Origin of the sequence: Serratia plymuthica NBRC 102599, assembly GCF_001590925.1 — a bacterium.
GTDB classification, from domain to species: Bacteria; Pseudomonadota; Gammaproteobacteria; order Enterobacterales; family Enterobacteriaceae; genus Serratia; species Serratia plymuthica.
Genome location: NZ_BCTU01000007.1, coordinates 87,022 through 98,932, shown reverse-complemented (window position 1 = coordinate 98,932; position 11,911 = coordinate 87,022). Strand labels below are relative to the sequence as shown.

10 protein-coding genes are annotated in these 11,911 nt (G+C 60.7%); 4 read left to right on the top strand and 6 right to left on the bottom strand.

Annotated elements, in window-relative coordinates:
* Nucleotides 1-74 precede the first annotated feature (74 nt).
* Complete coding sequence (copA, locus tag SPL01S_RS05140) at nucleotides 75-2,795, bottom strand: copper-exporting P-type ATPase CopA (RefSeq protein WP_063198001.1); 2,721 nt, start codon at nucleotides 2,793-2,795, stop codon at nucleotides 75-77.
* A 107-nt stretch (nucleotides 2,796-2,902) separates the two neighbouring features.
* Between copA and cueR the strand changes: the two genes are divergently transcribed.
* A complete protein-coding gene (cueR, locus tag SPL01S_RS05135; protein ID WP_062793112.1) occupies nucleotides 2,903-3,304 on the top strand; it encodes a Cu(I)-responsive transcriptional regulator in 402 nt (133 codons plus the stop codon).
* Here the strand turns inward: cueR and SPL01S_RS05130 are convergent.
* Both SPL01S_RS05130 and SPL01S_RS05125 read right to left on the bottom strand, forming a co-directional pair.
* On the bottom strand, nucleotides 3,301-3,762 hold the full coding sequence (locus SPL01S_RS05130) for an NfeD family protein (RefSeq protein WP_063197998.1): 462 nt from the start codon (nucleotides 3,760-3,762) through the stop codon (nucleotides 3,301-3,303). The genes cueR and SPL01S_RS05130 overlap by 4 nt on opposite strands.
* 2 nt (nucleotides 3,763-3,764) lie before the next feature.
* Entirely contained in the window at nucleotides 3,765-4,670 is a 906-nt protein-coding gene (locus SPL01S_RS05125; RefSeq protein ID WP_063197995.1) for an SPFH domain-containing protein, read from the bottom strand.
* Between the two features lie 262 nt (nucleotides 4,671-4,932).
* On the opposite strand from SPL01S_RS05125, the gene cfa reads away from it, so the two are divergent.
* On the top strand, nucleotides 4,933-6,084 hold the full coding sequence (cfa, locus tag SPL01S_RS05120) for a cyclopropane fatty acyl phospholipid synthase (RefSeq protein WP_013811805.1): 1,152 nt from the start codon (nucleotides 4,933-4,935) through the stop codon (nucleotides 6,082-6,084).
* A gap of 280 nt (nucleotides 6,085-6,364) precedes the next feature.
* Here cfa and SPL01S_RS05115 read toward each other — a convergent pair whose 3' ends face one another.
* The 3 genes from SPL01S_RS05115 to tesA all read right to left on the bottom strand — a co-directional run bounded on the left by SPL01S_RS05115 (nucleotide 6,365) and on the right by tesA (nucleotide 8,739).
* Nucleotides 6,365-7,219 (bottom strand): thioredoxin family protein, encoded by an 855-nt coding sequence (locus tag SPL01S_RS05115; protein WP_063197992.1) that lies wholly within the window; start codon nucleotides 7,217-7,219, stop codon nucleotides 6,365-6,367.
* Between the two features lie 79 nt (nucleotides 7,220-7,298).
* A complete protein-coding gene (locus SPL01S_RS05110) occupies nucleotides 7,299-8,075 on the bottom strand; it encodes an SDR family oxidoreductase (protein WP_063197989.1) in 777 nt (258 codons plus the stop codon).
* A gap of 25 nt (nucleotides 8,076-8,100) precedes the next feature.
* Nucleotides 8,101-8,739, bottom strand: coding sequence for a multifunctional acyl-CoA thioesterase I/protease I/lysophospholipase L1 (gene tesA, locus SPL01S_RS05105; protein WP_162136580.1), 639 nt, complete (start codon nucleotides 8,737-8,739; stop codon nucleotides 8,101-8,103).
* Here tesA and ybbA point away from each other — a divergent pair.
* Entirely contained in the window at nucleotides 8,710-9,396 is a 687-nt protein-coding gene (gene ybbA / locus SPL01S_RS05100) for a putative ABC transporter ATP-binding protein YbbA (protein WP_013811808.1), read from the top strand. The genes tesA and ybbA overlap by 30 nt on opposite strands.
* The gene (ybbP, locus tag SPL01S_RS05095) at nucleotides 9,393-11,825 is read left to right on the top strand and encodes a putative ABC transporter permease subunit YbbP (protein WP_063197987.1); all 2,433 of its coding nucleotides are present in this window, start codon (nucleotides 9,393-9,395) and stop codon (nucleotides 11,823-11,825) included. Before ybbA ends, ybbP begins: the two co-directional genes overlap by 4 nt.
* Nucleotides 11,826-11,911 lie beyond the last annotated feature (86 nt).

Sequence of the window (11,911 nt, the reverse complement as noted above, 5' to 3'; positions counted from 1 at the left end):
ACAAGAAAGCCTGAAGAGTGAAGGAATTATCCCAAAGGAAGCGGGGCGCAAGGATTTGCGCCCCGCAGCGGCATTCAGCGTTTCGGTTTAAAACGCAGCAGCCGGTTGGCGTTACTGACCACGGTAATGGAAGACAGCGCCATCGCCGCGCCCGCCACTACCGGGCTGAGCAGAGTGCCGGTCAACGGATACAGCACCCCGGCGGCGATGGGAATGCCGAGCGTGTTGTAAATGAATGCCCCGAGCAGGTTCTGTTTCATGTTGCGCAGCGTGGCCTTCGACAGTTCCAGCGCGTCGGCGACGCCGTTCAGGCTGTGACGCATCAGGGTGATGGCGGCGGTTTCGATAGCGATATCGCTACCGCTGCCCATCGCGATGCCCACGTCGGCTTGCGCCAGTGCCGGGGCGTCGTTGATGCCATCGCCGACCATCGCCACGCGGTGGCCCTGCGCCTGCAACTGTTTGATCGCCTCGGCTTTGCCGTCCGGCAGCACGCCGGCGATGACCTTGTCGATACCGGCTTCTTTGGCAATGGCGTTGGCGGTCACCGGGTTGTCGCCGGTCAGCATCACCAGTTGATAGCCCTGACGATGCAAGCGCTGCAACGCCTCAACGCTGTCGCTGCGCAGCGGATCGCGGATGGCGATCAGCGCAGCCGGCTGGCCGTCGGCTGCCAGCAGCACCGGCGTAATGCCGCGCTCGGCCTGTTGCTGCATCTGCGCTTCCAGCGCGGTGGTCGCCACCTGGTGCTGTTGCAACAGCGCGGCGTTGCCCAGCAGCAGCTTCACGCCGTCCACTTCGCCGCTGACGCCGGCACCGCGCAGGGTCCGGAACTGCTCAACCGGCGGTAGCGCTTGCCCGGCGGCGTGCTCAACGATGGCGCGCGCCAAGGGGTGGCTGGCACCTTGTTCCAGCGCCGCGGCCCAGCGCAGCGCCTGCTGCTCGCCGATCTGATTGAAGGTGAAAATCTCCACTACGCGCGGCTGGCCCTCGGTCAGGGTGCCGGTTTTATCGAACACCAGCGTATCCAGGGTGCTGGCCTGCTGCAACGCATCGGCATCGCGCACCAGTACGCCGAACTCGGCCGCGCGACCAACGCCGGAGATGATCGACATCGGCGTCGCCAGGCCCAGCGCGCAAGGGCAGGCAATGATCAACACCGTAGTGGCGATCACCAGCGTGTAAACCAACTGCGGCTGCGGGCCGAAGAAATACCAGATCGCCGCGCTGAACAGGGCGATGGCCACCACCACCGGCACGAACACCGCAGAAATGCGGTCCGCCAGTTTGCCAATCTCCGGCTTGCTGCTCTGCGCCTGGCGCACCAGTTTGATGATTCGTGCCAGCGTGGTTTTGCTGCCGATTGCGCCGGCGCGAAACAGCACGCTGCCGTCATCCACCACCGTACCGGCATGCACCGTATCGCCAACGCCTTTCTGCTGCGGCACGGCTTCGCCGGTCAGCATGGCTTCGTCCAGCCACACTTCGCCCTGCACAATTTCGCCGTCCACCGGGATACGATCGCCGGTGGTCAGGCGCAGCGTCATACCAAGCTGCACCTGCGCCAGCGCAATGGTTTTCTCGCCGTCGTCGGTCACCAGCCGCGCCGTCGGCGGCGTCAGGTCCAGCAGCCGCTCCAGCGCCTGTGACGAACGCTGGCGCGCCCGCTGCTCCAGCGCATGGCCGAGGTTGATCAGGCCGATGATCATGGCGCTGGCCTCGTAATACAGGTGCCGCGCCTCCATCGGGAAGAAATCCGGCCACAGGTTGACGCTGATCGAATACAGCCAGGCGGCGCCGGTGCCGAGTGCGACCAGCGTATCCATGGTGGCGCTGCCGTTGCGCAGCGCGCGCCAGGCGTTGCGGTAAAAATGCCCGCCGGCGAACACCATCACCGCCAGCGTGATCAGACCCACCCACAGCCACGGGCGTTGGGTTTCCGGTGTCAGCGACATACTGCCGCCAAACAGACCCCAGGCCATCAGCGGAATGCCCAGCGCCAGGCCGAGCGCTGCCTGCCAGCGGAAGCGCTTCATGTTGGCCTGTGCGGTCTGCTGTTGGCGCTCGCGGCGTTCGGTTTCGTCCTGGATCATTTCCGCGCCGTAGCCGGCTTTTTCCACCGCCGCCACCAGCGCCTGCGGATCGGCACCGCCGGTAATCAACGCGCTGCGTTCCGCCAGATTGACCCGCGCCTGTTCGACGCCGGGCACGCTTTGCAGCGCGCTTTGGACTTTACTGACACAGCTGGCGCAACTCATGCCGCTGAGCAGCAGTTGAACGCTGTCATCATCGTCGCTGTGGCGAGTTACCGGAAGGGAAGAGGGGGCCGCTGCCTGGGGTTCCGGCAAATCAGGGGCTGATTCAGTCAACGGCTCAGTTTTTGGGAGAAGGGCGGCTCCATTGACGCTGGCGTGATAACCGGCTTCCTCTACCGCTGCGATCAACGCCTCGGGAGCGGCATCGCCATAGACCTTGGCCGACTCAATGCCGACGTCGGCGGCGATCACGCCCGGTACCGCTTCCAGCGCTTTACGGGTGCTGGCGGCGCAGTGCATGCAGCTCAGGCCGCTCAGCTGCAGTTCGGTATCCGGCCGTTGCGCTACGACAGCCTGGTAACCGGCGGCGATCACGCTGTCGATCAATGCCTGGCTCGGCGCATCGCCGGTGACTTTGGCGTAATGGACGTTGACCTCTGCCTGTTCGACATCGTTGCGGCTTTCCAGGGCTTTTTTCACCCGTTGCGCGCAGTTCATGCAGGTTAGCCCCTGCAACGCCAGCACGGTGGTTTGTGACATGATTCGGTTCCTCGCTCAAGTGCGGTGTTTAAAGGTTGACCGCTTAGCCTATTTTCACTAAGAATGAAGGTTAAACCTTCCAGCAAGGGGAAGGTCAAGGAGTGAAAATGAATATCAGCGACGTGGCGAAAAAAACCGGTTTAACCAGCAAGGCGATCCGCTTTTATGAAGAGAAAGGGCTGGTTACCGCGCCGATCCGTACCGATAACGGTTACCGCAGCTATAACCCGAAGCATATCGAAGAGCTGACGCTGCTGCGCCAGGCGCGGCTGGTGGGTTTTAACCTGGACGAGTGCCGTGAGCTGGTGGCGCTGTTCAACGATCCGGCCCGCCACAGCGCCGATGTCAAAGCGCGCACGCTGCAAAAAGTGGCGGATATTGAAAAGCACATCAGTGAGTTGGGCGAGATGCGCCAGCGTTTGCTGGCGCTGGCTAACGAATGCCCGGGCGATGACGGGGCGGAATGCCCCATTATTAATAACCTGGCCGGTTGCTGCCACAATCACTAGCGCGTAACGGCACGGATCACCAGGGTGACACCCTCGACGGCGATCACTTCCACTTCGGTTCCTATCGCCAGATCTTCACTGGCCTGCGCGCGCCAACTGCTGTCGCCGATGTTAATGCGGCCCATGCCGTTGTGCATGGCTTCGGTCAGCGTTGCGCGGGTGCCGATCAACTGGCGGTTGCGCTGGTTCAGCACCTGCGAACCGCTGGTTGCCGCCGCCGGCCGCTGGCGCAGCCAGTACCACCACAGATAGGCCACGACAATGGTCAGGACGGCAAAAATCACCCCCTGCCACTCCCAGGCCAGTTGCGGCAGCAGCCAGATCATCGCGCCGACCACCACCGCCGACACGCCGCTCCATAACAGGTAACCGCTGGCACCGAGCATCTCGGCCGCCAGCAGCAGCCCGCCGAGTGAAAGCCAGAACCAGTGCGGGTTTGCTGCAATTTGTTCGAGCATGATTACTTGCCTTTGGTGTCTTTCAACAGCTCGGCAATGCCACCGATTGAACCGAGCAGGCTGCTGGCGTCCAGCGGCATCATAATGACTTTACTGTTGTTGGCGGAACCGATTTTCTGCAGCGCGTCGGTGTATTTCTGCGCCACAAAATAGTTCACCGCCTGGATATTGCCGCTGGCTATAGCGTCGGAAACCAACTGAGTGGCCCGCGCCTCCGCTTCTGCGGCACGTTCACGCGCTTCGGCCTGCAGGAATGCCGACTGGCGTTCGCCCTCGGCCTTCAGGATCTGCGATTGCTTATCCCCTTCGGCGCGCAGGATGGCCGCCTGGCGCACACCTTCGGCCTCAAGGATGTCCGCACGCTTGGTACGTTCGGCCTTCATCTGGGCGTTCATTGCCGAGATCAGCTCTGCCGGTGGACGTACATCACGGATCTCGATACGGGTGATCTTGACGCCCCACGGGTTGGTGGCTTCGTCGACGATATGCAGCAGGCGGCTGTTGATGCTGTCACGCTGCGACAGGATTTCGTCCAGCTCCATTGAGCCGAGCACGGTACGGAAGTTGGTCATGGTCAGGTTGACGATCGCCCTCTCAAGATTGCTGACCTCGTAAGCGGCGCGCGCCGGATCGACCACCTGGATAAAGCACACCGCATCGATGGCCACGTTGGCATTATCGCGCGAGATGATTTCCTGCGAAGGAATATCCAGCACCTGTTCCATCATATTGATTTTTCTGCCGATGCGATCCATAAAGGGCACAACCAGATTTAAACCGGGCATCAGCGTTTTGGTGTAGCGGCCGAAGCGTTCCACCGTCCATTGGAACCCTTGCGGTACAATTTTGACGCCGGCGAAGACGATGATCAGCGCGACGACAATCACGATGGGAATAAGGGTAAACATGGCAAACCTCCTGTCAGACATATGTAAGAAGATTTTACGCCAGAGCGGGGGGAAAGCCTAATATCCCCGTCGTTTCAGGAGATAAATCAGCATAAGGGATCGATAACATTCCAAATAGGCATGTTTCCAATAATTTTAATTCATTTCATGACGTTGTCTGCCTTGGCTAGAGTGGAACCTGTCGCTGCGCTTATCTTCAAACTTTTGTCATTTCTATTTGCGACTATGCTTTTTGAAGTGACATCTTGCGCCAAGGATCGTTATGGACTCAATCAGTGTCGATGAACTCGCCCAGAAAAAAGATCGCTGGTATCTCATCGTGGAAGAAATGTTGGCTGCAGCCGGCATTACCATCAACGGGAATAATGCATTTGATCTTCAGGTGCACAATCCGGGCTTATTTAAACGCATTCTGCAGGAAGGCTCGCTCGGGTTTGGCGAAAGCTATATGGACGGCTGGTGGGATTGCGAAAGACTGGACGCGCTGTTTACCCGCATCCTGCATTTCGGCGTTGATGAACGCCTGCCCAAAAGCCTGGCGGACATTACGCGGATCGCCTGTGCGCGGCTGTTTAACCGGCAATCGCGCAAACGCGCCTGGCAGGTGGGGAAAGAGCATTACGACATCGGCAACGATCTGTTTCGTGCGATGCTCGATCCCTATATGCAATATTCCTGCGGTTACTGGAAGGACGCGGAAACGCTGGAGCAGGCACAACTGGCCAAGCTGAAAATGATCTGCGAGAAGCTGCAACTGAAACCGGGCATGTCGCTGCTGGACATCGGCTGCGGTTGGGGCGGGCTGGCGCAATATGCGGCGGAAAACTACGGCGTATCGGTGTACGGCGTGACCATTTCCGCCGAGCAGCAAAAGCTGGCGCAGGAACGCTGCCAGGGGCTGGACGTGGAGATCCTGCTGCAGGATTACCGCGATTTGAACCGCCAGTTTGACCGCATTGTTTCCGTCGGCATGTTTGAACATGTCGGGCCGAAAAACTACGACACCTATTTCAGCGTCGCGGCGCGCAATTTGAAGCCCGATGGCCTGTTCCTGCTGCACACCATTGGTGCCAACCAAACCAATCTCCATGTCGATGCCTGGATTGATAAATACATTTTCCCCAACGGCTGTCTGCCTTCGGTGCGCCACATCGCCGAAGCCAGCGAAAAGCGTTTTGTGATGGAGGATTGGCACAATATCGGCGCCGATTACGATCGCACGCTGATGGCCTGGTATGAGAATTTCAAACGGGCGTGGCCGGCGTTGTCAGAAAATTACTCTGAACGCTTCGAGCGGATGTTCACTTATTACCTGAATGCCTGCGCCGGCGCGTTCCGTTCACGCGATATTCAGCTGTGGCAAGTGTTGTTCAGCCCGAAAGGCGTCGAAGGTGGGGTACGGGTTTACCGCTAATATCCTCGTCATATTTCAAGCTGCCTCGGCGTTGGCTGCGTTTGCTCACCCCAGTCACTTACTTGAGTAAGCTCCTGGGGACTTACAAACTTGCCGCCTGGATGCAACTCGAACTATTTAGAGGATATTTCCTCAATTATTTACTTTGGGATAGAGACCCAATGGATTTCCAGTTGTATCTAGGCGGCAAACGCGAGAAACCCCAGGAGCTTAGATAACTAAGTGACTGGGGTTCGAACGTGAAGCCAACAACGATGCGGCTGGAAAGACGAAGGGTATATCAGTAGAGCAGAGAGTACAGCTGACGGCGGTACTTGGCGGCCAGCGCGTCACCGGTGCCCAGTGCGGCCAGAATATCCATCAGCGTCTTGCGCGCGCTGCCGTTGGCGGCAGCCAGATCTTTCTTCAAATGCCCCATCAGCAGTTCCAGCGCTTCTTCGTTGCGCCCAACCTGATGCAGTTGCAGCGCCAGTTGCACGGCCAGCTCGACGTTCTCCGGCTGTTGTTGCACCTGTTGCTGCAACAACTGGATTTCCGGCGTGTCGGCCGCCTGCTTCAGCAACTCAATTTGCGCTACCAGGCCCTGATAACGGGTATCGCGATCCTGCAATGGGATGGTCGCCAGCACCGCCTCGGCGTCTTCGCTGCGGTTCAGCGCAATCTGGGTTTCTGCCAGTGTCAGGCCGATATCGCTGCGTTGCTGGCTGGCTTGCCAGGCGTCTTTCAACAGCGGCAGCGCTTCAGCCGCGTTGCCTTCGGCCAGCAGATCGGTTGCCTGCGCCAGTTTCAGATCTTCTGCCTTCGGCAGGAAGCGCTGCAGGAATTCGCGGATGACGTCTTCCGGCTGCGGGCCCTGGAAGCCATCGACCGGTTGGCCGTCTTTGAACAGGTAAACCGTAGGGAGGGAGCGCAGCCCGAACTGGGCGGCGATCGCTTGTTCTACGTCGCAGTCCACTTTGGCCAATATGAACTGACCGGCATATTCCGCCGCCAGCTTATCCAGGATCGGGGTGAGCTGCAGACAGTGTTGGCTGCGATCTGACCAGAAGTAGAACAGCACCGGCAGGGACATCGATTGTTCCAGCGTTTGGTGCAGGTTTGTTTCGTTAATATCAACAACAGCTTGAGCTAGCATGTGATTCTCTCTCTGATCTTGCGGAGCCATTGGCTCTTAGATGGGGGCGGGGCGGCATTCTTCAACCCCGGCGCCCAAATTAACCGTTGCTGCGCAGCAGCCAGTCCAGGCAGCGGCCGGGCAGGATGCGGCGCAATATGCTCAGCGCGTGCGCCAGCAGGGTCACCGGATAGCGCAGCCTGGCGCGCGGGTTTTCCAGCGCGTGGCGCAACTTGGGCAAAATGGCCTCCGGCGGCAGCGTCAAGCGTTTGGCGATGCCGGGGTTATGCACCGGATTATCGCTCTGCGCCTGGTTCACGTTCTGGGTAAAGTGGGTCGAAATCGGGCCGGGTTCAATCAGGCTGACCTGAATGCCGGTACCGTGCAGCTCCATGCGCAGCGCGTCGGACCAGGCTTCCAGCGCAAACTTGCTGGCGGCATAGGCGCCGCGTCCGGCGCTGGAGACCAGCCCCATCACCGAACTGGTTTGAATAATGCGCCCTTCGCCGTGCGGCAGCATCGCCGGCAACAGCAACTGGGTCAACTGGTGGGTGCCAAACAGGTTGGTGGAGAATTGCCGCTCCAGCTGTTGACGGGAAATGCTGCTCAGCGGGCCGTAAACGCCGAAACCGCCATTGTTGAACAGGCCATACAGCCGGCCGCCGGTCAGCGCGATCACCTGCGCCGCGGCGCGTTCGACGCTGTCGCTGTCGTCCAGATCCAGCTCAATGCCTTCCAGCCCCAGTTGACGCATGTTCTCCACGTCCTGCGGCTTGCGACAGGCGGCCAGCACCCGGTAGCCGCGATTACGCAGATCTTGCGCTGCAATCAGTCCTATCCCGCTGGAACAGCCGGTTATCAATACCGCTTTTTGCATAACTTTACCTAGTGTACAACCCTATTTAGTTAGACTCATGTTTTACTAGAGGTTCCAGGCGTTCCGCCATCCAGGTGGCGATAAACGGTTGGGCGTCCTTATTGGGGTGCAATCCGTCATCCTGCATCCATTCTGCTTTGATCACCACCTGTTCCATGTAGAACGGCAGCAGCGGAATGTTGAACTGCCCGGCAAGCTGCGGGTAAATCGCGCTGAAAGCCTCGGTATAGCGGCGGCCATAGTTGGGCGGAATGTGGATTTGCATCAGCAGCGGCTGCGCACCGGCCTGCTGCACCAGAGTAATGATCTGGCTGAGATCGCGTTGCACGTCCTGCGCCGGGAAACCGCGCAGGCCGTCGTTGGCACCCAGTTCGATCAGCACCCAGCGCGGTTGGTGTTGTTTCAGCAGGGCGGGCAAGCGCGCCAGCCCTTGTGCGGCGGTGTCGCCGCTGATGCTGGCGTTCACCAACTGCGGATCGCCCGGTTTTTTCTGCCATTGGTCGGCCAGCAGCGTCGGCCAGGCCTGCGCCACCGGCAAGCGGTAACCGGCGCTTAAACTGTCGCCTAAAATCAATAAGGTATCGGCGGCGACAGCGCGTAAACTGAATAATCCCAACAGCAAAAGGAAGGGAAGATGCCAGCGGAAAACGTTCTTGAAGTTCATCATCTTAGTAAACACGTTGGTCAGGGTGAGCATCAGCTCTCCATCCTTACCGGAGTCGAGCTGGTTGTCAAACCCGCACAGACAATTGCCCTGATTGGTGAATCCGGCTCAGGTAAATCGACGCTGCTGGGGATCCTCGCCGGCTTGGACGACGGCAGTGAAGGGGACGTGCATTTGTTGGGGGAATCGCTGACCGCGCTGGACGAAGAAGGGCGCGCGGCCCTGCGTGCCAAAAACGTCGGCTTTGTATTTCAGTCATTCATGCTGGTGCCGACGCTCAACGCGCTGGAGAACGTGCAACTGCCGGCGCTGCTGCGCGGCGAAAGCGACAGGCAGAGCCGCGAGCAGGCGGTTCAGTTGCTCGAGCAACTGGGGCTGGGCAAACGGCTCGATCACCTGCCGGCGCAACTTTCCGGCGGCGAGCAGCAGCGGGTCGCGTTGGCGCGTGCGTTCAGCGGCCGGCCGCGGGTGCTGTTTGCCGATGAGCCGACCGGCAACCTCGATCGCCAGACCGGCGAACGCATCGCCGATTTGCTGTTCTCCCTCAACCGCGATTTCGCCACCACCCTGATCTTGGTCACCCATGACGAAACCCTGGCGGCGCGCTGCCAGCGGCGGTTGCGCCTGCGTGAAGGCAAGCTGTGGGAGGAAGCATGATCTGGCGTTGGTTTTGGCGGGAATGGCGTTCGCCGTCACTGCTGATCGTTTGGCTGGCGCTGACGCTGTCGATGGCCTGCGTGCTGGCGCTGGGCAGCATCAGCGATCGCATGGACAAGGGGCTGAGCCAGCAAAGCCGTGATTTTATCGCCGGTGACCGGGTGCTGCGCAGCGCGCGACCAGTACCGGAAGGCTGGCTGCTGGATGCGCAACAAGAAGGGCTGAAAGTGAGCCGCCAGCTGTCGTTCACCACCATGACCTACGCCGGTGACCGGCCGCAGTTGGCGGACGTGAAGGCCACCGATCTGGCCTATCCGCTGTACGGCAAGCTGGAGACGCGCCCGGCCAACGTCAAGCTTGCTCCGGGGTCGGTACTGGTGGCGCCGCGTTTGCTGGCGTTGCTGAATGTGAAAGTGGGGGACTCGCTGGACGTGGGCGACACCCGCCTGCGCATTGCCGGTGAAATCCTTCAGGAGCCGGACTCCGGCTTCAATCCGTTCCAGACTGCGCCGCGCATCATGATCAACCTGGCGGATGTGGATAAAACCGGGGCGGTGCAACCGGGGAGCCGCCTGAGTTACCGCTATATGTTCGCCGGTTCGCCGGAGGACATTCAGCGTTACGAAACGCGCCTGACGCCACAGCTCCAGCCCGACCAGCGTTGGTTTGGGTTGCAGGAGTCCGGCAGCGCGCTGGGCAAATCGCTGCAACGATCGCAACAGTTCCTGCTGTTGTCGGCGCTGCTGACTCTGCTGCTGTCGATTGCCGCCGTGGCGGTGGCCATGGGCCACTATTGCCGCAGCCGTTATGATCTGATCGCGGTGCTGAAAACGCTGGGTGCCGGCCGCAGCGCCTTGCGCAAGCTGATTGTCGGCCAGTGGCTGGCGGTCATTTCGCTGGCGGCAGCGTGCGGCGGCATTATCGGCCTGGGGTTTGAAGCGGTGCTGATTCGGCTGCTGGCGCCGGTGCTACCGGCGGAACTGCCGGCCGCCGGGGCCTGGCCGTGGTTGTGGGCGGTCGGCGCGTTGCTGATGATTTCGCTGCTGGTGGGGCTGCGGCCGTACCGGCAGTTGCTGGCGACCCAACCGCTACGGGTATTGCGCCGCGACGTGGTGGCCAACGTCTGGCCGCTGCGCTATTTCTTGCCGGTAACGGCGGTGATTGTGGTGGCGCTGCTGACGGCCTTGATGGGAGCCAGCACGCTGCTGTGGTCGATCCTCGCCGGTATTCTGGTGTTGGCGCTGTTGTTGGGGGCTATCGGCTGGGGCAGCCTGCTGCTGTTGCGCCGCATTACGCTGAAGAATCTGGCGCTGCGGCTGGCGGTCAATCGTCTGCTGCATCAGCCCTGGGTAACGGTCAGCCAACTGGCGGCGTTTTCGCTGTCGTTTATGTTGCTGGCGTTGTTGCTGGTACTGCGTGGCGATCTGCTCGACCGCTGGCAACAGCAACTGCCGCCGGACAGCCCGAACTACTTCCTGCTGAACCTGACTGAAGCGCAGGTGCCGCAGGTGAAAACCTTCCTGCAACAGCATCAGGTCAAGCCGGAAACTTATTACCCGATTGTACGCGTGCGCCTGACCGAGATTAATCAGCAGGTGGCGACCGAACGGGTGCATGAGGACGATCCGGGCGGTGAGGCGGTTAACCGCGAGCTGAACCTGACCTGGCTGGCGGATCTGCCGGCGCACAATCCGCTACTGGCGGGCAGTTGGCCGCCGAAGGCCGGTGAGGTGTCGATGGATCAGGGCATTGCCGGGCGCCTCAAGGTTAAGCTGGGCGACACGCTGACCTTCAGCGGCGATACCCAGTCGTTCAGCGCCAGGGTCACCAGCCTGCGGCAGGTGGACTGGGAAAGCCTGAAGCCGAACTTTTACTTCATCTTCCCGCCGGGTGCGCTGGACGGTCAACCGCAGACCTGGCTTACCAGCTTCCGCTATGACGGGGACGGCCAGATGCTGACCCAGCTCAACCGGCAATTCCCGACGCTTAGCCTGCTGGACATCGGGTCAATCCTCAAACAGGTCGGCGGGGTGCTGCAACAGGTCAGCCGCGCGCTGGAGGTGATGGTGGTGCTGGTGGTGCTCTGCGGTGGCTTGTTGCTGATGGCGCAGGTGCAGGTGGGCATGCGGCAACGGCGGCAGGAACTGGTGGTGTACCGTACTCTGGGGGCCGGCAAGCGCTTGTTGCGCAGCACGCTGTGGTGCGAGTTTGCGCTGCTGGGGCTGGTGGCGGGCATCGCGGCGGCGGTGGGGGCGGAAGCGGCGCTATGGTTGCTGCAAAGCCAGGTATTCGACTTCCCGTGGGCCCCCACGCCGGTGCTGTGGTGGGCGTTGCCGTTGCTCAGTGCGCTGCTGTTGTCGCTGTGCGGCGGCTGGCTGGGCGTACGGCTGTTGCGCGGCCAGGCATTGTTCCGCAGTTACGACGGTTAAACCGCTGCAAAGTCGGCCCGGCCCCCTGTTATCGGGAGTCGGGCCGAGACCTTTATTATTGAAAATCCAAAGATTTCCTTTCCAGA